The sequence below is a fragment of the Enterobacter sp. DN genome (genome assembly GCF_046054285.1).
Lineage (GTDB): Bacteria > Pseudomonadota > Gammaproteobacteria > Enterobacterales > Enterobacteriaceae > Enterobacter > Enterobacter hormaechei_C.
On the sequence record NZ_JBJJTG010000004.1, the window covers coordinates 285,403 to 307,759 of the forward strand.

Consider the following 22,357-nt stretch of genomic DNA (forward strand, 5'->3'; position numbering starts at 1 on the left):
CGACAGAGGGATCAGTGTTTTTCACCAATCGGTAGAATGGTGCGGTCGAACTGCTCATTCAGCACTTCACCCATGGCCAGGTAGATTGCGCTTGCGCCGCAAACCAGACCTACCCAGCCGGCAACGTGAACGATGCCTTCGTTATCCGCCAGGTGACCGATGGCCAGCAGAGCGAACAGTACGGTCAGGCTCAGGAAGACGAATTGCAGTGCGCGGTTCGCCTTAAGGGTACCGAAGAACATGAACAGGGTGAACACGCCCCACAGTCCCAGGTACACGCCCAGGAAATGGGCGTTTGCCGCCTCTGCCAGGCCCATTTTAGGCATCAGCAGAATTGCGACCAGAGTCAGCCAGAAGGAACCGTAAGAGGTAAATGCGGTTAAGCCGAAGGTGTTGCCTTTCTTATATTCCAGCAGGCCCGCAAAGATCTGTGCGATACCGCCGTAAAAAATGCCCATCGCCAGGATAATGCCGTCCATCGGGAACATCCCGATATTGTGCAGGTTCAGCAGAATGGTGGTCATGCCAAAACCCATCAGGCCCAGCGGAGCCGGATTAGCCAACTTAGTGTTGCCCATAAGTCCTCAAAAAAATCATCATTAATATGGTGAAATGGTTAAACCCGCGCCAGTTCTACCTGACGGGGCGCGGCATCATAATGGGCGGCATCGACGCCGTCTATGATCTCACCGGGGTGAAATTAAAAAATTTTTTATCCTTCCCCCTTGATGGATGCTGTTGTGACCCCATCTTGTAAGCAACCGCAGTGTGTGGACCTGAAAAAAATCAAATCTGGGCAGTTGAAAAAGCACGTTCTGCCCTTATTACAGGTACACAACCACATGTTGACTGAATTTTTAGTGGAGACGTTTAGATGGGTAAAATTATTGGTATCGACCTGGGTACTACCAACTCTTGTGTAGCGATTATGGATGGCACTACTGCACGTGTGCTGGAGAACGCCGAGGGCGATCGCACCACGCCTTCTATCATTGCTTATACCCAGGATGGTGAAACTCTGGTTGGTCAGCCGGCTAAACGTCAGGCCGTGACAAACCCGCAAAACACCCTGTTTGCGATCAAACGCCTGATTGGCCGCCGCTTCCAGGACGAAGAAGTTCAGCGTGACGTTTCCATCATGCCTTACAAAATCATCGCAGCCGATAACGGCGATGCATGGCTTGATGTGAAAGGCACCAAAACGGCACCTCCGCAGATCTCTGCTGAAGTGCTGAAGAAAATGAAGAAAACCGCGGAAGATTACCTGGGTGAGCCGGTAACTGAAGCTGTTATCACCGTACCTGCTTACTTCAACGATGCTCAGCGTCAGGCAACCAAAGATGCTGGCCGTATCGCAGGTCTGGAAGTAAAACGTATCATCAACGAACCAACCGCAGCAGCACTGGCTTACGGTCTGGATAAAGAAGTTGGCAACCGTACTATCGCGGTTTACGACCTGGGTGGTGGTACCTTCGATATCTCTATTATCGAAATCGACGACGTTGACGGCGAAAAAACCTTCGAAGTTCTGGCAACCAATGGTGATACCCACCTGGGTGGTGAAGACTTCGATACCCGTCTGATCAACTACCTCGTTGACGAGTTCAAGAAAGATCAGGGCATTGACCTGCGTAACGACCCGCTGGCCATGCAGCGACTGAAAGAAGCCGCTGAGAAAGCGAAGATCGAGCTGTCTTCCGCTCAGCAGACCGACGTGAACCTGCCGTACATCACCGCAGACGCGACCGGTCCAAAACACATGAACATCAAAGTGACCCGTGCGAAACTGGAAAGCCTGGTAGAAGACCTGGTGAACCGTTCTATCGAGCCACTGAAAGTTGCATTGCAGGACGCTGGCCTGTCCGTGTCTGACATTCAGGACGTTATCCTGGTAGGTGGTCAGACTCGTATGCCAATGGTTCAGAAGAAAGTGGCTGAGTTCTTTGGTAAAGAGCCACGTAAAGACGTGAACCCGGACGAAGCGGTTGCTATCGGTGCTGCGGTTCAGGGTGGTGTTCTGACGGGTGAAGTAAAAGACGTACTGCTGCTGGACGTTACCCCGCTGTCTCTGGGTATCGAAACCATGGGTGGCGTGATGACTCCGCTCATCAACAAAAACACCACTATCCCGACGAAACACAGCCAGGTGTTCTCTACCGCTGAAGACAACCAGTCTGCGGTAACCATCCATGTGATTCAGGGTGAGCGTAAGCGCGCGGCGGATAACAAATCTCTGGGTCAGTTCAACCTGGACGGTATTAACCCGGCACCACGCGGCATGCCACAGATCGAAGTCACCTTCGACATCGATGCTGACGGTATCCTGCATGTGTCTGCGAAAGACAAAAATAGCGGTAAAGAGCAGAAGATTACCATCAAGGCATCTTCTGGCCTGAACGAAGCGGAAATCGAAAAAATGGTTCGTGATGCCGAAGCTAACGCGGAATCCGACCGTAAGTTCGAAGAGCTGGTTCAGACCCGTAACCAGGGTGACCATCTGCTGCACAGCACCCGTAAGCAGGTTGAAGAAGCGGGCGATAAACTGCCAGCGGAAGACAAAACTGCGATCGAAACTGCACTGAGCGCGCTGGAAACGTCTCTGAAAGGCGAAGACAAAGCGGACATCGAAGCGAAGATGCAGGAGCTGGCACAGGTTTCTCAGAAGCTGATGGAAATCGCTCAGCAGCAGCACGCACAGCAGCAGGCGGGCGCTGATGCTTCCCAGAACAACGCGAAAGACGACGATGTTGTCGACGCTGAGTTCGAAGAAGTGAAAGACAAAAAATAATCGCCCTGATGCAGGGTAAGTAATCGGCACGGGCGTAGGAGAATTCTCCACGCCCGTGCTCGCATGTTAAGGGGCTTAAAAAAACCAATGGCAAAGCAAGACTATTACGAGATTTTAGGCGTTCCGAAAACTGCGGAAGAGCGTGAAATCAAAAAGGCGTATAAGCGCCTGGCCATGAAATTCCACCCTGACCGTAATCAGGGTGACAAAGAGGCTGAAGCCAAATTTAAAGAGATTAAAGAAGCCTACGAAGTCCTGACCGATGCACAAAAACGTGCGGCCTATGATCAGTACGGTCACGCGGCCTTTGAACAGGGCGGCATGGGCGGCGGTGGATTTGGTGGCGGCGGCTTCGGCGGCGGCGCTGATTTCAGCGATATCTTTGGTGATGTATTTGGCGATATCTTCGGCGGCGGACGTGGTCGTCAGCGCGCGGCGCGCGGCGCAGACCTGCGCTACAACATGGAGCTGACGCTTGAAGAAGCGGTTCGCGGCGTCACCAAAGAGATCCGTATTCCGACGCTGGAAGAGTGTGACGTTTGCCACGGCAGCGGCGCGAAAGCGGGGACTCAGCCACAGACCTGCCCAACCTGTCACGGTTCCGGTCAGGTGCAGATGCGCCAGGGCTTCTTCGCGGTGCAGCAGGCCTGTCCGCACTGTCATGGTCGCGGTACGCTGATTAAAGATCCGTGCACCAAATGCCACGGTCACGGTCGCGTGGAGAAAACCAAAACGCTGTCCGTTAAGATCCCGGCAGGCGTGGATACGGGCGACCGCATCCGTCTGGCAGGTGAGGGTGAAGCCGGCGAGCACGGCGCACCGGCAGGCGATCTGTACGTTCAGGTTCAGGTGAAGCAGCACGCCATCTTCGAGCGTGAAGGTAACAACCTGTACTGTGAAGTGCCGATCAACTTTGCGATGGCGGCGCTGGGTGGCGAAATCGAAGTGCCGACGCTGGACGGTCGCGTTAACCTGAAAATCCCCGGCGAAACCCAGACCGGGAAGCTGTTCCGCATGCGCGGCAAAGGCGTTAAATCCGTTCGCGGTGGCGCGCAGGGTGACCTGTTATGCCGCGTGGTCGTGGAAACGCCGGTCGGCCTGAACGATAAGCAGAAACAGCTGCTGAAAGAGCTTCAGGAGAGTTTTGGCGGCCCGACGGGTGAGAAAAACAGCCCGCGCTCCAAAAGCTTCTTCGATGGCGTCAAAAAATTCTTCGACGATTTAACCCGCTAACCCGCCAGCTGGTTACTATCCTTTAAAGCCCGGAAGCAATTCCGGGCTTTTTGTTTATAGCGTTATTCCTCGGTTAAACTGAATATATACCCAATATTAATCTGTTTTTACCGATCTGTTTGCGCTGATATTATGGTTTTACCGAGGTATTGTTGTAAAAGAGAGTTTAAACGTGAAATTACTACACCGTTTCTTTAGCAGTGAGGCATCCGGCGGCGTCATCCTGATTATTGCTGCTGCGGCCGCTATGCTGCTCGCCAATATGGGCATGACGCGCGATCTCTATCACGCATTTCTGGAAACGCCCGTCGAGCTGAAAGTCGGGGCGCTGGAAATTAACAAGAACATGCTGCTGTGGATCAACGATGCGCTGATGGCGGTGTTCTTCCTGCTGGTGGGTCTGGAGGTTAAACGTGAGCTGGTGATCGGTTCGCTTGCCAGCCGTCAGCGCGCGGCGTTTCCGGTGATCGCGGCGATTGGCGGGATGATCGTTCCGGCGTTGCTCTTTCTCGCGTTTGCGTGGCAGGATCCGGTTGCGCGTGACGGCTGGGCGATCCCGGCCGCAACGGATATCGCGTTTGCGCTCGGGGTCTTAGCCTTGCTCGGTAGCCGCGTCCCGGTAGCACTGAAAATTTTCCTGATGGCGCTGGCGATTATCGATGATCTGGGCGCTATCGTGATTATCGCGCTGTTCTACACCAGCGATCTGTCGGTTCTGTCGCTGAGCGTGGCGGCCGTGGCTATTGTGGTGCTGGCCTTGCTGAACGTCTTCAACGTCCGACGTACGGGTATTTATATTCTGGTGGGCATGGTGCTGTGGACGGCGGTGCTGAAGTCTGGCGTGCATGCCACGCTGGCGGGCGTCATCGTTGGCTTCTTTATTCCGCTGAAGGAGCAGGACGGCAAATCGCCAGCCAGACAGCTGGAGCATGTGCTTCATCCGTGGGTGGGCTTTATGATCCTGCCGCTGTTTGCGTTTGCCAACGCGGGAGTTTCCCTGGCCGGGGTTACTCTGGACGGACTCACCTCCGTGCTGCCGCTGGGTATCATCGCCGGTCTGTTTATCGGTAAGCCGCTGGGTATCAGCCTGTTCTGCTGGCTGGCGCTGAAGCTGAAGCTGGCGTCATTGCCAAACGGGACCACCTTTAGCCAGATTATGGCCGTCGGCGTGCTGTGCGGTATTGGATTCACCATGTCGATCTTTATCTCGACGCTGGCGTTTGGCGCAAACGCGCCTGAGCTTATCGTCTGGGCAAAACTCGGCATTCTCATCGGGTCATTACTGGCCGCAGTCATTGGTTATACCTTGTTGAAGGTGAAATTGTCCGGACAGGCTGTCCAGGCATAACGGAAAACCGGGAGGAGGGGGCTCCTTCTCCCGATACACACTCAGGGAGAGAACACGCGATGTCTCATTTGAATTACAACCATCTTTATTACTTCTGGCACGTTTATAAACAGGGCTCGGTCGTGGGGGCGGCAGAAGCGCTTTACCTGACGCCACAAACCATTACCGGGCAAATCAAAGCCCTGGAAGAGCGGTTACAGGGCAAGTTGTTCAAGCGCAAGGGCCGTGGGATTGAGCCCAGTGAGTTGGGCGAGCTGGTGTTCCGCTATGCGGATAAAATGTTCACCCTGAGTCAGGAGATGCTGGACATCGTCAACTACCGCAAAGAGTCGAACCTGCTTTTTGACGTGGGGGTGGCGGATGCGCTGTCCAAACGGCTGGTGAGTGGCGTGCTGGATGCGGCGGTGGTGGAAGATGAACAGATCCATTTACGCTGCTTTGAGTCCACTCACGAGATGCTGCTGGAACAGCTGAGCCAGCATAAGCTGGATATGATTATTTCGGATTGCCCTATCGATTCCACGCAGCAGGAAGGCTTGTTCTCGGTGAAAATTGGCGAATGCGGCGTCAGTTTCTGGTGCATCAATCCGCCACCGGAAAAACCGTTTCCTGCCTGCCTGGAAGAGCGCCGCTTGCTGGTGCCGGGTCGGAGGTCCATGCTCGGACGGAAGCTGCTGAACTGGTTTAACTCGCAGGGGCTGAACGTAGAAATTCTCGGTGAGTTCGACGATGCGGCGCTGATGAAAGCCTTTGGCGAAGCGCATAACGCTATCTTCGTTGCTCCAACGCTGTACGCGCACGATCTCTATTCAGACGACAAAATAACCGAGATCGGCAGGGTGGATAACGTGATGGAAGAGTATCACGCCATATTCGCCGAAAGGATGATTCAGCATCCGGCTGTGCAGCGAATCTGCAATCGCGACTATTCGGCGCTTTTTACGCCGCCGGCAATCTGAAGACATAAAAAAACCCGCGTTAAGCGGGTTCTTTCAAACAAGCAACAACAAGTGGCGATTAAGCCAGTTTGTTGATCTGCGCGGTCAGGTTTGCTTTATGACGCGCTGCTTTGTTTTTGTGGATCAGACCTTTAGCAGCCTGACGATCCACGATTGGTTGCATTTCGTTAAATGCGTTCTGCGCTGCAGCTTTGTCGCCAGCTTCGATAGCTGCGTATACTTTCTTGATGAAAGTACGCATCATAGAGCGACGGCTTGCATTGTGCTTACGAGCCTTTTCAGACTGAACGGCACGTTTCTTAGCTGATTTGATATTAGCCAAGGTCCAACTCCCAAATATGATCTATGTGGACAATTCAAAGGCCGAGGAATATGCCCTCTATACCTTCTTTTGTCAATGGATTTGTGCAAATAAGCGCCGTTAATGTGGCGACGCTACGTTACGTAGTGATGGCGCAGGATTCTACCAGCTTGTCGTTCGTGAATACAGCTTTTCGGCGTAAAAATCGCAGTTCGCGGACAGATTTTTTTGCTGTGAAAGGTCAGCGTGATGAAATCATACGGCTTTCTGTTTAGCGTGAACAATCGCCGGTTAACCTTAACCGCTGTACAAGGTATACTTTGGCGATTTTCACTGTTTTGAGCCAGTCATGAAGCTGATACGCGGCATACATAATCTCAGTCAAGCCCCGCACGGGTGCGTGCTGACCATTGGTAATTTTGACGGCGTGCATCGTGGGCATCAGGCGCTGTTGCAGGGATTGCGTAAAGAAGGCGAGGCGCGAGGCTTGCCCGTCGTGGTGATGATTTTCGAGCCTCAGCCGCTGGAGCTGTTTGCAGGCGAGAAATCCCCCGCGCGGCTGACGCGTCTGCGTGAGAAGTTACGCTACCTGGCGGAGTCAGGGGTGGACTACGTCCTGTGCGTAAGGTTCGACCGTCGTTTTGCCGCGCTGACCGCACAAAATTTTGTCAGCGACCTGTTGGTCAGGCAGCTTGGCGTGCAGTTTCTCGCCGTGGGCGATGATTTCCGCTTTGGCGCTGGTCGTCAGGGCGATTTCTTGTTATTACAGAAGGCTGGCCTGGAGTACGGGTTTGACGTCACCAGCACGATGACCTTCTGTGAGGGCGGCGTGCGCGTAAGCAGCACGGCGGTACGTCAGGCGCTGGCGAATGATGAACTGGACACGGCAGAAACGCTGCTGGGTCACCCGTTCACAATTTCAGGTCGCGTGGTCCATGGCGATGCGCTGGGCCGCACGATAGGTTTCCCGACGGCGAATATACCGCTGCGTCGTCAGGTCTCCCCGGTTAAAGGGGTCTATGCGGTGGAAGTGGCAGGACTGGGCGAGAAGCCTTTCTACGGCGTCGCCAACATTGGCACACGTCCAACGGTTGCCGGTGTGCGTCAACAGTTAGAAGTACACCTGCTGGACGTTGTAATGGACCTCTACGGTCGCCATATAGATGTGATACTGCGTAAAAAAATACGCAATGAACAGCGATTCGCTTCGCTGGATGAACTTAAGGCGCAAATCGCGCGAGATGAATTAACGGCCCGCGAGTTTTTTGGGCTTTAGAACCGGCTTAACTGCCTACGTGATAAATACGGAACCGAGAATCTGATGAGTGACTATAAATCAACCCTGAATTTGCCGGAAACAGGGTTCCCGATGCGCGGCGATCTCGCCAAGCGTGAACCGGGAATGCTGGCGCGTTGGACCGATGATGACCTGTACGGCATCATTCGTGCAGCCAAAAAAGGCAAAAAAACCTTCATTCTGCATGATGGCCCTCCATATGCGAATGGCAGCATTCATATTGGTCACTCTGTAAACAAGATTCTGAAAGACATTATCGTGAAGTCCAAAGGACTCGCGGGATATGACTCGCCTTACGTTCCGGGCTGGGACTGCCATGGTCTGCCAATCGAGCTGAAAGTTGAGCAAGAGTACGGTAAGCCGGGTGAGAAGTTCACCGCCGCAGAATTCCGCGCGAAATGCCGCGAATACGCTGCCACCCAGGTTGACGGTCAGCGCGCTGACTTCATCCGTCTGGGCGTATTGGGCGACTGGTCGCACCCGTACCTGACCATGGACTTCAAAACCGAAGCCAACATCATCCGTGCGCTGGGTAAAATCATCGGCAACGGTCACCTGCACAAAGGCGCGAAGCCGGTGCACTGGTGCGTCGACTGCCGCTCTGCGCTGGCAGAAGCGGAAGTGGAGTATTACGACAAAACTTCGCCTTCTATCGACGTGGCCTTCGAAGCGGTCGATCAAGATGCGATCAAAGCTAAATTTGGTCTGCCTGGCGTAAGCGGCCCGATCTCTCTGGTGATCTGGACCACCACCCCGTGGACGCTGCCTGCTAACCGCGCGATCTCCCTCTCTGGCGAGTTTGAGTATGCGCTGGTGCAGATTGATGGCCGTGCGGTTATCCTGGCGAAAGACCTGGTCGAAAGCGTGCTGAAACGCGCGAACATCACCGATTACACCGTGCTGGGCACCGTAAAAGGCGACGCGCTGGAACTGATGCGCTTCAAACACCCGTTCCTGGACTTCGACGTTCCGGCGATTCTGGGCGACCACGTCACGCTGGACGCGGGTACCGGTGCGGTACATACCGCCGGTGGCCACGGTCCTGACGACTACAACATCAGCCTGAAGTACGGCCTGGAAATCGCTAATCCGGTTGGCCCGGACGGCTCTTACCTGCCTGGCACCTACCCGGCGCTGGACGGTATCAACGTCTTTAAAGCTAACGACATCATCGTTGATATGCTGCGCACCAGCGGCGCGCTGCTGCACGTTGAGAAAATGCAGCACAGCTATCCGTGCTGCTGGCGTCACAAGACCCCGATCATCTTCCGTGCAACCCCGCAGTGGTTTATCAGCATGGACCAGAAAGGCCTGCGCGCGCAGTCTCTGAAAGAGATCAAAGGCGTGCAGTGGATCCCTGACTGGGGCCAGGCGCGAATCGAATCCATGGTGGCTAACCGTCCTGACTGGTGTATCTCCCGTCAGCGCACCTGGGGCGTGCCGATGTCTCTGTTCGTACATAAAGAGACGCAGGAGCTGCACCCGAACACTCTGGAACTGATGGAAGAAGTGGCGAAGCGCGTCGAAGTTGACGGCATTCAGGCGTGGTGGGATCTCGACGCCCGCGACATCCTGGGCGCTGACGCAGACAGCTACGAGAAAGTGCCGGATACCCTGGACGTGTGGTTCGATTCCGGGTCTACCCACTCCTCCGTGGTTGATGTGCGTCCGGAGTTTGCTGGTCACGCTGCCGATATGTATCTGGAAGGGTCTGACCAACACCGCGGCTGGTTCATGTCATCGCTGATGATCTCCACCGCCATGAAGGGTAAAGCACCTTACCGCCAGGTATTGACCCACGGCTTCACCGTGGATGGTCAGGGCCGTAAGATGTCCAAATCTATCGGTAACACCGTTTCTCCGCAGGACGTGATGAACAAACTGGGCGCGGACATTCTGCGTCTGTGGGTGGCCTCTACCGACTACACCGGCGAAATGGCGGTCTCTGATGAGATCCTGAAACGTGCTGCTGACAGCTATCGTCGTATTCGTAACACCGCGCGCTTCCTGCTGGCGAACCTGAACGGGTTCGATCCGGTAAAAGACATGGTGAAGCCGGAAGAGATGGTTGTGCTCGATCGCTGGGCGGTAGGCTGCGCGAAAGCGGCGCAGGAAGATATTCTTAAAGCCTATGAGTCTTACGACTTCCACGAAGTGGTGCAGCGCCTGATGCGCTTCTGCTCCATCGAGATGGGCTCGTTCTACCTCGACATCATCAAAGACCGCCAGTACACCGCGAAAGCGGACAGCGTGGCGCGTCGTAGCTGCCAGACCGCGCTGTTCCACATCGCAGAAGCGCTGGTGCGCTGGATGGCACCGATCATGTCCTTCACCGCGGATGAAATCTGGGGCTACCTGCCGGGCGACCGTGAGAAGTATGTCTTCACCGGCGAGTGGTACGAAGGTCTGTTCGACCTCTCCAGCACTGAAGCAATGAACGATGCCTTCTGGGACGAGCTGCTGAAAGTGCGCGGCGAAGTGAACAAGGTTATCGAGCAGGCGCGTGCGGACAAGAAAGTCGGTGGCTCTCTGGAAGCGACGGTGACCCTGTACGCCGAACCGGAGCTGGCGGCCAAACTGACCGCGCTGGGCGATGAATTACGATTTGTCCTGTTGACCTCCGGTGCGAAAGTTGCGGATTATGCCGAAGCTACTGCTGATGCTCAGCAGAGCGAGCTGCTCAAAGGCCTGAAGGTCGCACTGAGCAAAGCCGACGGTGAGAAATGCCCGCGTTGCTGGCATTACACCACCGATGTTGGCCAGGTGGCGGAACACGCAGACATCTGCGGACGCTGTGTAAGCAACGTCGCCGGTGACGGCGAAAAACGTAAGTTTGCCTGATGAGTAAAACTCTCTGTTCAACAGGACTGCGCTGGCTGTGGCTGGTGGTGGTGGTGCTGATTATTGATTTGGGCAGCAAGTTCCTGATCCTCCAGAATTTCGCTCTGGGGGATACGGTCCCGCTGTTTCCGTCGCTTAACCTGCACTATGCCCGCAACTATGGTGCGGCGTTTAGTTTCCTTGCCGACAGCGGTGGCTGGCAGCGCTGGTTCTTCGCGGGTATCGCTATCGGTATCTGCGTCGTGCTGGCGGTGCTGATGTACCGCTCAAAGGCCACGCAAAAGCTGAATAACATCGCCTACGCGCTGATCATTGGCGGCGCGCTGGGTAACCTGTTTGACCGCCTGTGGCACGGCTTTGTGGTCGATATGATCGATTTCTACGTCGGCGACTGGCACTTCGCGACCTTTAACCTCGCCGATAGCGCAATATGCGTTGGTGCGGCGTTAATCGTGCTGGAAGGCTTCTTGCCTAAACCGGCCGCGAAAGAGCAGGCGTAACAAAACCAGCCGGGTGACGCGTAGCGATCCCGGCCTACAGAATTTGTGGCCCCCGTAGGCCCGGTAAGCGTAGCGCCACCGGGCAACAGGTGACCCAAAACAAGCGAGCAATTTGCATGTCTAAATCCGTACAGAGCAACAGCGCGGTTCTCGTTCATTTCACGCTGAAGCTGGATGACGGCTCCACGGCCGAATCCACCCGCAACAATGGCAAACCGGCGCTGTTTCGTCTGGGTGACACCTCCCTGTCTGAAGGCCTTGAGCAGCAGCTTCTGGGTCTGAAAGAGGGCGAGAAAAAAGCGTTTTCGCTGGAGCCGGATGCGGCATTTGGCGTGCCAAGCCCGGACCTGATCCAGTATTTCTCGCGTCGTGAGTTTATGGATGCGGGTGAACCAGAAATCGGGGCGATTATGCTCTTTACCGCTATGGACGGCAGCGAAATGCCTGGCGTGATCCGAGAAATCAACGGCGATTCTATCACCGTCGATTTCAACCATCCGCTTGCCGGGCGTACCGTTCATTTTGATGTCGAAGTGCTGGAGATCGATCCGGCACTGGAGGAGTAAAATGCAGATCCTGTTGGCTAACCCGCGCGGCTTTTGCGCCGGTGTAGACCGCGCTATCAGCATTGTTGAAAACGCGCTGGAGATTTACGGCGCGCCGATTTACGTGCGTCACGAAGTGGTGCACAACCGTTACGTGGTCGACAGCCTGCGCGAGCGCGGTGCGATTTTTATCGAGCAGATCAGCGAAGTGCCGGACGGCGCAATCCTCATCTTCTCCGCGCACGGCGTCTCTCAGGCGGTACGCAACGAGGCGAAAAGCCGCGATCTGACCGTATTCGATGCCACCTGTCCGTTAGTGACAAAAGTGCATATGGAAGTGGCGCGCGCCAGCCGTCGTGGTGAAGAGTCAATTCTGATTGGTCACGCTGGTCACCCGGAAGTTGAAGGCACCATGGGCCAGTACAGCAACCCGGAAGGGGGCATGTATCTGGTTGAGTCACCGGAAGATGTCTTTACGCTGGACGTGAAAAACGAAGCCCGTCTGTCATTTATGACCCAGACGACGCTTTCCGTAGACGACACCTCAGACGTGATTGACGCCCTGCGCCAGCGCTTCCCGAAAATCGTCGGGCCGCGCAAAGATGATATCTGCTATGCAACCACCAACCGTCAGGAAGCCGTACGCGCCCTGGCTGAACAGGCGGATGTGGTGCTGGTGGTCGGCTCGAAAAACTCCTCTAACTCCAACCGACTGGCCGAACTGGCGCAGCGTATGGGGAAAGCAGCTTTTCTGATCGACGACGCAACGGACATTCAGGAAGCGTGGGTGAAAAACGCGGCCTGCGTCGGTGTTACCGCAGGCGCTTCAGCGCCGGATATCCTGGTGCAAAACGTCATTGCCCGCCTGCAAGAGCTGGGCGGTGGCGAAGCGGTGCCGCTGGAAGGCCGTGAAGAGAACATTGTCTTCGAAGTGCCGAAAGAGCTGCGAATCGACGCCCGCGAAGTGGAATAATGTCCTCTCAATCTTCAAAATGCCGGTGGCGAAAGCCTCCGGCATTTTTGTTTCTGGTTAACTGTGATTCACCATCAATATTGACGCTTTTATCACTAGGTTAATCGTTTAATCTGCCATCATGATATTGCTGTTCTCCTCGGGCCGGAGAGCGATATGAATTCAGACATCTTTATGCCATCTCAGTTGACGTGGGCTACCGGCGCGCTAGCCGGCGGGCCGCTTATCCGCAAAACGACTCGTCTTGCGGATCTTCCTGGGATCTTCGCAGACGGCGAGGCGTGGAAGTGCGGCAATCCTCAAAAAAGTGTGTATGACGTAGACGTACTGGGCTCGCCCGTAGGGGAAGGGGCACTCTTCGTTGGGGTAACTCACCTGCGTGCGGGTAACGTGGGCGATGAGTTCTTTATGACTCGCGGTCATTTTCATCAGCGCCGCGAACAGGGGGAGGTCTATTTTGGCCTGCGCGGATGTGGCTTGTTGCTGCTGCAAACGGAGGCGGGCGACGCGCGGCTTGAGCAGGTGACGGCTGGCTCCGTGCATATTATTCCTCCTTTTACAGCGCATCGTTTGATTAACACTGGCAACGAGACGCTATCCTCCCTTGCCGTCTGGCCGAGCATTGCGGGACACGACTATGCGGCGCTGGCAGAGGGCTTCACCCTGCGGATCTTTGCCTCCGGGGAAGGTTACGAGGTGCGCCATGGCTAACTATGGCCTTGATATGACCATCACCCGTCAGCCGCTCGGTTTTTGCTACGGAGAGGATGTTACCGGGCCGATGCCGGAGATCAGAACGCTGGATCAGATCCGCCCGTCGCTGCGCAATCCGGACTGCGAAGGGCCTGAACAGGTATATGCCATCGCGATGGACGTGGCGCGTCTGGCGGACAGGCCGGAGCTCGAAAAACGCATGCTGCTTTTTGGTGTGGTCACCTACGCGGCAGGCACGCTTGGCGATGAGCCGGTCCGCAGCCAGGGACATGTTCACCGTATTAGCCAGCACAGCGGATGGTCGCCCCCTGAGCTGTACGAAATCTGGCAGGGTAAAGCGATTATCTACATGCAGGAGTATGTGGACGACGATCCGGGACGTTGTTTTGCGGTACTCGCGGGGCCGGGTGAAAAGGTACTGGTCCCTCCCGGATGGGGCCATGCGACGATTTCGGCCTCGCCCAATGAGCCGCTGACGTTTGGTGCGTGGTGCGATCGGGAATATGGCTTTGAGTATGAGGCCGTTCGTGCGCGAAAAGGTCTGGCCTGGTATCCCTTAGTTCAGGGTAATCATATTGTCTGGCAGCATAACAGTCACTACAGACCAGGGCGCTTGCAGATGATTACGCCGAGAAGTTATCCGGAATTTGGCATTACTGATGCGCCTGTTTATCAGCAGTTTATTGATGACCCCGCACGGTTCCAGTTTATTTCGCGTCCGGATAAAGTCGCAGAACTGTGGAATAACTTCCATCCATAAAGAAGCCGGGGCATTGCCCCGGTTTTCTTATCCTGCAAACAAACCGGACGCCACGCCAAGCGCTGCCAGTATAAGCAGCAATATCATGGCTTTTACCGGCGACACGCCGCGTTTTGCCATCAGATACCAGGTCCCCAGCACCACCGCCAGCGGAAGCAGCTGCGGGAAAATACCGTCCAGCATCTGCTGAACGTGAATGTTAACCCCGTCCCGGGTGATGAACTCCAGCCCGGTGCCGAGCTTCACGTAGCTGGCCGCCACGCCGCCCATGACAAATACGCCCAGTAGCGAGAGCGCTTCCCGTAGCCGGGTAGATTTGCTGCTGACCAGCATCTCCACGGAGCCTGATCCCATCTGGTAGCCTTTGAGAAACAGGAACCAGGAGCCAGGGATAATGATGGCCAGCCAGGCAACGGTATAAAACAGTGGACCGAGGATATTTCCGCCTGCCGCCAGCGCCATCCCAATGCTAAGCAGGATCGGGATCAGCATGCCGGGGATCATCGAATCGCCGATCCCGGCAATTGGCCCCATCAGGCCTACCTTCAGGGTATTTATGGTTTCACCGTCAATCGGCTCGCCGTTGGCTTTTTTCTCCTCCAGCCCCAGCGCCATACCGTTAACGATCGCGCCAATCTGTGGCTCCGTGTTGTAGAACGACGCGTGACGGCGCAGCATCTCGGTACGTTGTACCGGGTCGGGATAGAGCTTTTTTGCGACCGGCAGCATGCTCAGGCAAAAGCCGAAGGATTCAAGGCGTTCAAAGCTCATTGAGGAGAGGTTGTGCATCATCCACGCTCGCCAGCAGCGGCGCAGATCCTTGCGGGTGAGTTTACGTTCTTCCATCAGAATTCATCCTCGTCGTCAGGGACAGGTGCTGAAGCCACGGCCTGCGGTGCCTCGGGTTTATAGTTGTAATGAATCAGTGCCAGCAGGGCGCCCACGATCACCAGCGCGACCATATTGAGTTTCAGGAAAACGATGCAAACGAAGCCCACCAGAAAGTAGATGAGCATGGTATAGCTTTTGATGATCTGCTTAAGCAGGATGGCAATACCGACGGCGGGCAAGATGCCGCCCAGCACATTCATGGTGGAGAGGACGATGTGCGGCAGGCTGTCCATAAACCCGCTAATGTACTGTGCGCCAAAAAAGACGGCGATAAAGGTAGGCACAAAGCGCAGCACAAAATTCATCGCCTGCGGCCAGATGGCGCTGTTAAGGTAGATCCCGCGCTCGTCGCCGTTCTCCAGCGCCACATCCGCACGATGGTTCCAGAAGGAGTTCAGCACCATCATCGCATTGAAGAGAATGGTTCCGGCGATCCCAATAGTCGCCGCCAGCGCGACGGCAACCTCAGGTCCTTTGCCGGAAAGTATTCCCAGCGCAATGGCCGGATAAGCCACAAAGTTTAAATCTGCTGGCATCGAGCCGCCGGGTGTCACCATTGCGATATACACCGCCTGCACCGCTACGCCAATCATAATCCCGGTTTTGATATCGCCCAGGATCAGGCCAACCAGCATCCCGGAAATGAGCGGTCGGGAGATGAGATACCAGCCGCCCGTCAGCCCTAAAAGCCACGGACTACTGAGTGCGCCCAGATAACACAGCAGGCCAATTAAAGCCGCTTCGATAATCATGATCTGCTCCTTATTTCAGCTTTTGTCTGGCATCCTGCCAGGTATAAAAACTGGCATCGGGAACCAGGCGGAATTCAATCGCGTGTCCCTGCCCGGTCAGCCACTCGAACGCTGCCGCTTCATCCTGGGTTACCGATTGATTCGGGCCGATGGTGATCGTGTTAGCCCGGGCGCTCATCGGGCCCACGTTAATTTTTCCGTTGCTGTTTTTCAGGCTAATGCCCGCCTGCTCAATGCGCTGTAGCGTGAGTGGAGATTTGCCAATCACGAAATAGCGCTTTTCGCTGGCAATCACTTTTGGCAGTTTTTCGATCGCGGTTGCCGTATCGAACAGCCACACTTTAGTGTCTGATACGGCTCCTTTCATGACCGACGATAACAGCGGATCGGCCGCAACGGCATCGTCAATGGCAACGATGCCGTCGCAGGGCAGCTCCCTGGCCCAGCGTGTAATGAGCTGCCCGTGGATCACGCGATCGTCAATGCGTACAAAAGAAATACTCATATGCGGCTCCTTAAAAATCGTCTGTCTGTGCAGTATCTGCCGGTTTCGCCTGTACCAGCGTCGGCAGAGTAAGTTCGATAAGCTGCCCGGCAGCCTGATGAACATCGCGAGCCATCATCACCTCATCGGTTTGCAGCAGCATCGGGAAGTTGACTCCAGCCACCACGGCGACCGGCGGCTGCGTATGTGGGTTAAACGCGGCCTCACAGGCCACGTTCCACGGCGTGCCGCTTTGCATGTCGCACAGCACCAGCACGCCGTCAGCGTTGACGCTTGCCGCTTCCAGTGTGGAGATGAAATCCTGCCGGAAGCCCTCTATTCCCGCCTGTTCGGTCAGACAAACGGTGTGTACGCCGGGGAGCTCGCCGTATACCATCCGGCCGCTCTCCAGCAGCGCGGCGGCTAACGGCCCATGAGTGGCGACAATAAAATGAATCATCGTTAGCTCCTTACCCAGGCTTTGATAGTCGCGAGGGGGTGTCCGGAAGCACGGGCTGAAGGTGAAATGCGATAGTCACCTACGCTTGCCGGAATGATGAAGGTTTCGGCGTAATGGACGGTAAACGGCTCAAATGCACCGGTTGGGCTGTCGACAATTGCTTCGTCGCCCTCTACCAGATTCAGCACGTTCACGCCGCCGCCGGTGTGGTGCAAAACGGGTTCGCTAAACCAGTGGCGGCGGGTTTCGATAAATTCACGCTCGTGCAGGCCAGTACGCTCTTCACGCCAGCCGTTTCCTTCCGCGACAGGTTCGAACTGATTCACCAGATGCTGATGTACCCACCGCGTGTCGCGCTGCCAGTCGATCACCTTTTCACCGTGCTCCAGGTGTACCGGGCGCGGCAGCCCGTCCAGGCCCAGGCGGCCCCAGTCCCACAGTTTGAAGGTGAAAATATACGGCGTAGCGCTGATCTCCAGCACCATGGTTCCCGCGCCGGAGCAGTGCACCGTCCCAGCCGGGATCAGGAAATGGTCGTGCTTTTTTGCCGGGATCTGATTAACGAAGCGGTCGTCATCAAACGGTTTTTCACCGCGACCCGCGCGCCTGAGATCGTCCATCATGGCCTCAGGGTCTGTGCCGGTTTTGGTCCCCAGATAGACGACGGCACCCGGCTCCGCTTCCAGAATGTAATAACTCTCATCCTGGGTATAGTGCATCCCAAACTGCTGCTGGATGTACTCGGTAATGGGGTGGACCTGGAAGCTCAGATTCTGGCCACCCATGGTGTCGAGGAAGTCAAAACGGATCGGGAATTCCGCGCCGAAACGTGCGTGAACTTTCTCGCCCAGCAGAGCACGGGGCTCAAGCAAAACCAGATCCTGAGAGGGGATCTCGATCCGCACTGCGCCAAAACGCAGTAACAGGCTGTTCTCCTCGGGCACGCAGTCAAAACACCACGCGTAATTGGGTGCAGAGGGATCGAGATCGAATTGCTGTTTCATCCACTGGCCGCCCCAGACGCCAGGATCGAAAAAGGGCGCCACGCGGAAAGGCTGGGTGGTAGTTTGCTTCAGCCCGGCTCGCAGGGCCTCGCCGCTGACCATCGCGGGCTGGTTCGTCTGGGTTGTATCCAGTAAAAAATCGGTGCGCCTGAGCAGCGGTGTTTTGTGGCGATCGAAGACGCGCCATTCGACAAAAAAGGCGCGCTTGTAGCGACGAAGCATATCTTCCTGCTGATTATCTGCGCCCCAGTTCCCAGTCTCACCCCGCCGCATACGCTGCTGGATCTCCCAGCGCGGCAGATCGGCATATACCAGCACATCACCCGGATGGACAAGCGTCGCACCGGGTCCGTAGATCACAATCAGCCCCCCGGAACACTGGTTCACCTGAACCTGCAACGCCTCCAGACGCGCGGGATCGAAAAACTCTCCAAGCTGGTGGCAGGAGAGAACGCCAAAGACGCGATCGTCTGTGAGGTTGCGCGCCAGCATCTCATGAATGGCACACTCATCCCGTCGCGCCTGTTCAGCATTGATCGCCAGCGTCGGGCGTAGACGCGGCAGCACGTTCTCTTCAAGCTCGGTCATGCGCACGCCCGGATAGCAGTCAATCACCAGCACCGTGCGGCTGCGCTGTTGGGTTTTTGACTCAAGAACGCGGGTTATTGCTTCCCAGCCTTGCCAGGCGCTGTCATCAAAACCCTGTATCGCCACCGTGGGGAATTTGTCGTAGGTTGTCATTGTATCCTCCGTAATCGTTATTTAAGGTTATTCGATTAACCGTATTTGAGAAGAGTGGTTAACGCGATTAACCCGCCATAAATGCGAATCGAATCCAGAACAACAGCGGTAATGTGAAGAGTCTCACAGGGAAAAATGCAAAAAACAGGTTATTCGATTAACCTGTAGTGATGATGAAGGAGACAACATGACGGGAATTACACTGGCCGATGTCGCGAAACGCGCCGGCGTGTCAACGGCGACGGTCTCGATGGTGCTCTGCAACAAAGGCCGCATTTCGCAAAGCACGCGCGAACGTGTGCTTAAGGCGCTGGATGAATCCGGCTATGTCTATAACCAGACGGCAGCCAATTTACGTAACCGCAGCAGTAACCAGGTCGGGCTGCTCTTGCACGATATCACCAACCCTTTTTATAGCGAGATGACGGCAGGGCTAAGTCATGAAATGGAGCGCCACGAGCTGATGCTTTTTCTGGCGAATAGCGAGGAATCGGCAGAGCGACAGCAAAAATTTGTTGATTCACTGATGCGTAATAACGTCGGCGGTATGGTGCTGTGTGCGGCTCGGGAAACGCCCCAGGCCTTTTTTGAGGGTCTGAAGCGGCGCAATATTCCGGCTATCATGGTTGTGCGCCCGCTGAACGATCCGGATTTTGATTTTGTCGGAACGGATAACTTCTTAGGCACGCAGATGGCGACGGAGCATCTGCTCAGAATGGGCCATCGGCATATTGCGTTCATTGGAGGGAGCCAGAATTCGGGCTCTCGGGCGCAGCGTATCGGGGGCTTTACCAGCAAGCTGCTGGAATACGGCGTGACGCCGAATCCTGCCTGGATCAGAACCTCTCACGCCAGCCAAAGCGACGGCGCGCGCGTGGCAGAGGCGTTACTTCTCGAGCATCCACACATCAGTGCGGCAATTTGCTATCAGGATGTTGTGGCGCTGGGGGTGATGCAAAGCTTACGCAAGATGGGCCGTGAGCCGGGACGTGATTTTGCGCTGGTCGGTTTCGATGATATTACCGAAGCGGCTCTGGTGCAGCCCGCATTGACCACCGTATCGGTGGCGGCGAAAGAGATTGGTCGTAAGGCAGGGGAGTTACTTTACAGCCGCATACAGGGCAACGACGAACCCGCCAAACGAATCATTCTGCCGCCTGCGCTGGTGGTGCGGGAATCATGTGGTTTTCGCTGACGATCATGTCTTTCACTGATATCTCACCCTGTTTATCATTAAATTCTAATTATCGGCGTTTTCTGTGGCAGCCTGTGCAAAGGCTGGTTAATCTGAAAACGATTTACATCATTTTAACGTAAGAGAATAACTATGCATGATGCACAGATCCGCGTCGCCATTGCGGGCGCGGGTGGACGTATGGGCCGTCAGCTGATTCAGGCGGCACTACAGATGGATGGCGTGGCGCTTGGCGCGGCGCTGGAGCGTGAAGGTTCATCGCTTTTGGGAGCCGATGCAGGCGAGCTGGCAGGCGCAGGTCAGACGGGCGTTACCGTGCAGAGCAGCCTTGAGGCGGTGAAAGAAGACTTTGACGTGTTTATCGATTTTACCCGCCCTGAAGGCACGTTGGCTCACCTGGCGTTTTGCCGTCAGCACGGTAAAGGGATGGTGATTGGCACCACCGGTTTTGACGAGGCCGGTAAGCAAGCCATTCAGGATGCGTCCACCGAGATTGCGATTGTCTTTGCGGCAAACTTTAGCGTGGGGGTAAACGTCATGCTGAAACTGCTGGAGAAGGCGGCGAAGGTGATGGGCGACTATACCGACATTGAAATCGTCGAAGCGCACCATCGCCACAAAGTCGATGCTCCGTCAGGCACGGCGCTGGCGATGGGCGAAGCGATTGCGTGTGCAATTGATAAAGATTTGAAAGACATCGCGGTCTATTCTCGCGAAGGCCACACTGGCGAGCGCGTGCCTGGCACCATTGGGTTTGCCACCGTTCGCGCGGGTGATATCGTCGGTGAACATACCGCTATGTTCGCCGATATTGGCGAAAGGATCGAAATCACTCATAAAGCATCCAGCCGCATGACATTTGCAAACGGGGCGGTACGTTCGGGATTGTGGCTGAAAGGTAAGCGTAATGGTCTTTTTGATATGCGAGATGTCCTCGAACTCAACAATTTGTAAGCATTATTACCCTTCGTGATGTGGTTATTGCAGTCGTAATTACTTGATTGCATAGGGCAATATTTTATTGCCCTTTTATTTTGTCTATTTGGGGTATTTATTGTGTCTAACTGATTTAAAGTAAGTGTTTTATCGATAATTTCTGTTGCTGAACTGTAAATTTTGACCATTTGGTCCACTTTTTATTCCTGCAAGACGTTCCTTTCTATTAAACTGCATGCGCAAGCGGTTTCCACAGTGATTTAGTTGATCTTTTTGCCGCTTAATCTGATTTCAGACCGCCAGGCTTGCAAAAGAATATACAAAACTCCCGTTTTAAGTTGACTTTTACATGGCAAATCCCCAGAATGCCGCCGTTTGCCAAAAATCCGCTGGCAACACATTTGCATTGATCCATGACATGGTTATGAATTAATATGCAAATAAAGTGAGTGAATATTCTCTGGAGGGTGTTTTGATTAAGTCAGCGCTATTGGTTCTGGAAGACGGAACCCAGTTTATCGGTCGGGCCATAGGGGCAACGGGTTCGGCGGTTGGGGAAGTCGTTTTCAATACTTCAATGACCGGTTATCAAGAAATCCTCACTGATCCTTCCTATTCTCGCCAAATCGTTACTCTTACTTATCCTCATATCGGCAATGTCGGCACCAATGCGGCTGACGAAGAATCCTCTCAGGTACATGCGCAAGGCCTGGTCATTCGCGACCTGCCGCTGATTGCCAGCAACTTCCGCAACACCGAAGACCTCTCTTCTTACCTGAAGCGCCACAACATTGTGGCGATTGCCGATATCGATACCCGTAAGCTGACGCGTCTGCTGCGCGAGAAGGGTGCACAAAACGGTTGTATCATCGCAGGGGATAACCTCGATGCGACGCTGGCGCTGGAAAAAGCGAAAGCCTTCCCGGGACTGAACGGTATGGACCTGGCGAAAGAAGTGACCACCGCTGAAGCCTACAGCTGGACGCAGGGAAGCTGGACGCTGGAAGGCGACCTGCCGGAAGCGAAACCGGAAAGCGAGCTGCCGTTCCACGTGGTGGCCTACGATTTTGGCGCCAAGCGCAACATCCTGCGTATGCTGGTTGACCGTGGCTGCCGCCTGACGGTGGTTCCGGCGAAAACCTCTGCTGAAGATGTTCTGAAGATGAACCCGGACGGCATCTTCCTCTCTAACGGTCCTGGCGACCCGGCGCCGTGCGACTACGCTATCGACGCCATCAAGTCCTTCCTTGAAACCGACATCCCAGTATTCGGCATCTGTCTCGGCCATCAGCTGCTGGCGCTGGCGAGCGGAGCGAACACCGTCAAGATGAAGTTTGGCCACCACGGTGGTAACCACCCGGTGAAAGATATCGACAACAACACGGTGATGATCACCGCGCAGAACCACGGCTTCGCTGTGGATGAAGCGACGATGCCAGCTAACCTGCGCGTGACGCATAAGTCACTGTTCGATGGTACCTTGCAGGGTATCCATCGCACCGATAAGCCTGCGTTCAGCTTCCAGGGCCACCCTGAAGCCAGCCCGGGCCCACACGATGCCGCGCCGCTGTTCGATCACTTCATCGAACTTATCGAGCAATACCGTAAGACCGCTAAATAATCAGGAGCTGAGAA

The 22,357-nt window shown here is 55.2% G+C and carries 21 protein-coding genes and 1 pseudogene; 15 read left to right on the plus strand and 7 right to left on the minus strand.

Annotation, left to right across the window (positions count from 1 at the left end):
• Positions 1-11: 11 nt before the first annotated feature.
• On the minus strand, positions 12-578 hold the full coding sequence (satP, locus tag ACJTMZ_RS12270; RefSeq protein ID WP_003856474.1) for an acetate uptake transporter: 567 nt from the start codon (positions 576-578) through the stop codon (positions 12-14).
• 296 nt (positions 579-874) lie between these two features.
• Here satP and dnaK point away from each other — a divergent pair, with 296 nt between their 5' ends.
• The 4 genes from dnaK to nhaR all read left to right on the plus strand — a co-directional run bounded on the left by dnaK (position 875) and on the right by nhaR (position 6,328).
• Positions 875-2,788: a molecular chaperone DnaK gene (gene dnaK / locus ACJTMZ_RS12275; RefSeq protein WP_006810169.1), complete on the plus strand. Its 1,914-nt coding sequence runs from the start codon at positions 875-877 to the stop codon at positions 2,786-2,788.
• A gap of 87 nt (positions 2,789-2,875) precedes the next feature.
• Positions 2,876-4,021 (plus strand): molecular chaperone DnaJ, encoded by a 1,146-nt coding sequence (gene dnaJ / locus ACJTMZ_RS12280; RefSeq protein WP_014830600.1) that lies wholly within the window; start codon positions 2,876-2,878, stop codon positions 4,019-4,021.
• A gap of 172 nt (positions 4,022-4,193) precedes the next feature.
• Positions 4,194-5,369 carry a Na+/H+ antiporter NhaA gene (gene nhaA / locus ACJTMZ_RS12285; RefSeq protein ID WP_017383817.1) on the plus strand — a complete coding sequence of 392 codons (1,176 nt, stop codon included), beginning with the start codon at positions 4,194-4,196 and terminating at the stop codon, positions 5,367-5,369.
• Between the two features lie 59 nt (positions 5,370-5,428).
• Positions 5,429-6,328 carry a transcriptional activator NhaR gene (gene nhaR, locus ACJTMZ_RS12290; RefSeq protein WP_003856462.1) on the plus strand — a complete coding sequence of 300 codons (900 nt, stop codon included), beginning with the start codon at positions 5,429-5,431 and terminating at the stop codon, positions 6,326-6,328.
• Between the two features lie 58 nt (positions 6,329-6,386).
• Here nhaR and rpsT read toward each other — a convergent pair whose 3' ends face one another.
• On the minus strand, positions 6,387-6,650 hold the full coding sequence (gene rpsT, locus ACJTMZ_RS12295; RefSeq protein WP_003856458.1) for a 30S ribosomal protein S20: 264 nt from the start codon (positions 6,648-6,650) through the stop codon (positions 6,387-6,389).
• 115 nt (positions 6,651-6,765) lie between these two features.
• Here rpsT and ACJTMZ_RS12300 point away from each other — a divergent pair.
• The 8 genes and pseudogenes from ACJTMZ_RS12300 to ACJTMZ_RS12335 form a co-directional block, all read left to right on the plus strand.
• Positions 6,766-6,971, plus strand: a pseudogene (locus ACJTMZ_RS12300) (DUF2575 domain-containing protein); the annotation flags it as partial.
• A 7-nt stretch (positions 6,972-6,978) separates the two neighbouring features.
• Positions 6,979-7,905 carry a bifunctional riboflavin kinase/FAD synthetase gene (gene ribF / locus ACJTMZ_RS12305; protein WP_003856456.1) on the plus strand — a complete coding sequence of 309 codons (927 nt, stop codon included), beginning with the start codon at positions 6,979-6,981 and terminating at the stop codon, positions 7,903-7,905.
• 45 nt (positions 7,906-7,950) lie between these two features.
• Positions 7,951-10,767: an isoleucine--tRNA ligase gene (gene ileS, locus ACJTMZ_RS12310; RefSeq protein WP_039271751.1), complete on the plus strand. Its 2,817-nt coding sequence runs from the start codon at positions 7,951-7,953 to the stop codon at positions 10,765-10,767.
• Entirely contained in the window at positions 10,767-11,267 is a 501-nt protein-coding gene (gene lspA, locus ACJTMZ_RS12315) for a signal peptidase II (protein WP_003856452.1), read from the plus strand. Before ileS ends, lspA begins: the two co-directional genes overlap by 1 nt.
• 116 nt (positions 11,268-11,383) lie before the next feature.
• Positions 11,384-11,833 (plus strand): FKBP-type peptidyl-prolyl cis-trans isomerase, encoded by a 450-nt coding sequence (gene fkpB, locus ACJTMZ_RS12320; protein WP_015572634.1) that lies wholly within the window; start codon positions 11,384-11,386, stop codon positions 11,831-11,833.
• A 1-nt stretch (position 11,834) separates the two neighbouring features.
• Complete coding sequence (ispH, locus tag ACJTMZ_RS12325) at positions 11,835-12,785, plus strand: 4-hydroxy-3-methylbut-2-enyl diphosphate reductase (RefSeq protein WP_017383814.1); 951 nt, start codon at positions 11,835-11,837, stop codon at positions 12,783-12,785.
• Positions 12,786-12,941: 156 nt separating this feature from the next.
• Positions 12,942-13,496 carry a glucose-6-phosphate isomerase family protein gene (locus tag ACJTMZ_RS12330; protein ID WP_252010800.1) on the plus strand — a complete coding sequence of 185 codons (555 nt, stop codon included), beginning with the start codon at positions 12,942-12,944 and terminating at the stop codon, positions 13,494-13,496.
• A complete protein-coding gene (locus ACJTMZ_RS12335; RefSeq protein WP_015572636.1) occupies positions 13,489-14,259 on the plus strand; it encodes a glucose-6-phosphate isomerase family protein in 771 nt (256 codons plus the stop codon). Before ACJTMZ_RS12330 ends, ACJTMZ_RS12335 begins: the two co-directional genes overlap by 8 nt.
• Positions 14,260-14,286: 27 nt before the next feature.
• Here the strand turns inward: ACJTMZ_RS12335 and ACJTMZ_RS12340 are convergent, their stop codons facing one another.
• Genes ACJTMZ_RS12340 through ACJTMZ_RS12360 form a run of 5 tightly spaced genes read right to left on the minus strand, consistent with a single transcriptional unit; the run spans position 14,287 to position 18,591 of the window.
• On the minus strand, positions 14,287-15,105 hold the full coding sequence (locus ACJTMZ_RS12340; RefSeq protein ID WP_015572637.1) for a PTS system mannose/fructose/sorbose family transporter subunit IID: 819 nt from the start codon (positions 15,103-15,105) through the stop codon (positions 14,287-14,289).
• Positions 15,105-15,902: a PTS sugar transporter subunit IIC gene (locus ACJTMZ_RS12345; RefSeq protein WP_015572638.1), complete on the minus strand. Its 798-nt coding sequence runs from the start codon at positions 15,900-15,902 to the stop codon at positions 15,105-15,107. The genes ACJTMZ_RS12340 and ACJTMZ_RS12345 overlap by 1 nt, the downstream gene beginning before the upstream one ends.
• Positions 15,903-15,912: 10 nt before the next feature.
• Positions 15,913-16,407, minus strand: coding sequence for a PTS sugar transporter subunit IIB (locus ACJTMZ_RS12350; protein ID WP_015572639.1), 495 nt, complete (start codon positions 16,405-16,407; stop codon positions 15,913-15,915).
• 10 nt (positions 16,408-16,417) lie between these two features.
• Positions 16,418-16,846, minus strand: coding sequence for a PTS sugar transporter subunit IIA (locus ACJTMZ_RS12355; RefSeq protein WP_048973370.1), 429 nt, complete (start codon positions 16,844-16,846; stop codon positions 16,418-16,420).
• Positions 16,847-16,848: 2 nt separating this feature from the next.
• On the minus strand, positions 16,849-18,591 hold the full coding sequence (locus ACJTMZ_RS12360; RefSeq protein ID WP_150325921.1) for a class I mannose-6-phosphate isomerase: 1,743 nt from the start codon (positions 18,589-18,591) through the stop codon (positions 16,849-16,851).
• 187 nt (positions 18,592-18,778) lie between these two features.
• Here ACJTMZ_RS12360 and ACJTMZ_RS12365 point away from each other — a divergent pair, with 187 nt between their 5' ends.
• From ACJTMZ_RS12365 to carA, 3 genes are all read left to right on the plus strand, one after another.
• The gene (locus tag ACJTMZ_RS12365) at positions 18,779-19,786 is read left to right on the plus strand and encodes a LacI family DNA-binding transcriptional regulator (RefSeq protein WP_015572642.1); all 1,008 of its coding nucleotides are present in this window, start codon (positions 18,779-18,781) and stop codon (positions 19,784-19,786) included.
• Between the two features lie 132 nt (positions 19,787-19,918).
• Complete coding sequence (gene dapB / locus ACJTMZ_RS12370; protein WP_058688971.1) at positions 19,919-20,740, plus strand: 4-hydroxy-tetrahydrodipicolinate reductase; 822 nt, start codon at positions 19,919-19,921, stop codon at positions 20,738-20,740.
• A gap of 454 nt (positions 20,741-21,194) precedes the next feature.
• On the plus strand, positions 21,195-22,343 hold the full coding sequence (gene carA, locus ACJTMZ_RS12375; protein WP_023295905.1) for a glutamine-hydrolyzing carbamoyl-phosphate synthase small subunit: 1,149 nt from the start codon (positions 21,195-21,197) through the stop codon (positions 22,341-22,343).
• Positions 22,344-22,357 lie beyond the last annotated feature (14 nt).

Coding starts and splice junctions, on each gene's coding strand:
- ACJTMZ_RS12365 (WP_015572642.1), top strand. CDS start 18,779: ATGACGGGAATTACACTGGCCGATGTCGCGAAACGCGCCGGCGTGTCA.
- dapB (WP_058688971.1), top strand. CDS start 19,919: ATGCATGATGCACAGATCCGCGTCGCCATTGCGGGCGCGGGTGGACGT.
- ribF (WP_003856456.1), top strand. CDS start 6,979: ATGAAGCTGATACGCGGCATACATAATCTCAGTCAAGCCCCGCACGGG.
- dnaJ (WP_014830600.1), top strand. CDS start 2,876: ATGGCAAAGCAAGACTATTACGAGATTTTAGGCGTTCCGAAAACTGCG.
- dnaK (WP_006810169.1), top strand. CDS start 875: ATGGGTAAAATTATTGGTATCGACCTGGGTACTACCAACTCTTGTGTA.
- ACJTMZ_RS12345 (WP_015572638.1), bottom strand. CDS start 15,902: ATGATTATCGAAGCGGCTTTAATTGGCCTGCTGTGTTATCTGGGCGCA.
- lspA (WP_003856452.1), top strand. CDS start 10,767: ATGAGTAAAACTCTCTGTTCAACAGGACTGCGCTGGCTGTGGCTGGTG.
- ACJTMZ_RS12335 (WP_015572636.1), top strand. CDS start 13,489: ATGGCTAACTATGGCCTTGATATGACCATCACCCGTCAGCCGCTCGGT.
- ispH (WP_017383814.1), top strand. CDS start 11,835: ATGCAGATCCTGTTGGCTAACCCGCGCGGCTTTTGCGCCGGTGTAGAC.
- ACJTMZ_RS12350 (WP_015572639.1), bottom strand. CDS start 16,407: ATGAGTATTTCTTTTGTACGCATTGACGATCGCGTGATCCACGGGCAG.
- satP (WP_003856474.1), bottom strand. CDS start 578: ATGGGCAACACTAAGTTGGCTAATCCGGCTCCGCTGGGCCTGATGGGT.
- ACJTMZ_RS12340 (WP_015572637.1), bottom strand. CDS start 15,105: ATGGAAGAACGTAAACTCACCCGCAAGGATCTGCGCCGCTGCTGGCGA.
- ACJTMZ_RS12355 (WP_048973370.1), bottom strand. CDS start 16,846: ATGATTCATTTTATTGTCGCCACTCATGGGCCGTTAGCCGCCGCGCTG.
- nhaR (WP_003856462.1), top strand. CDS start 5,429: ATGTCTCATTTGAATTACAACCATCTTTATTACTTCTGGCACGTTTAT.
- fkpB (WP_015572634.1), top strand. CDS start 11,384: ATGTCTAAATCCGTACAGAGCAACAGCGCGGTTCTCGTTCATTTCACG.
- ACJTMZ_RS12360 (WP_150325921.1), bottom strand. CDS start 18,591: ATGACAACCTACGACAAATTCCCCACGGTGGCGATACAGGGTTTTGAT.
- ACJTMZ_RS12330 (WP_252010800.1), top strand. CDS start 12,942: ATGAATTCAGACATCTTTATGCCATCTCAGTTGACGTGGGCTACCGGC.
- ileS (WP_039271751.1), top strand. CDS start 7,951: ATGAGTGACTATAAATCAACCCTGAATTTGCCGGAAACAGGGTTCCCG.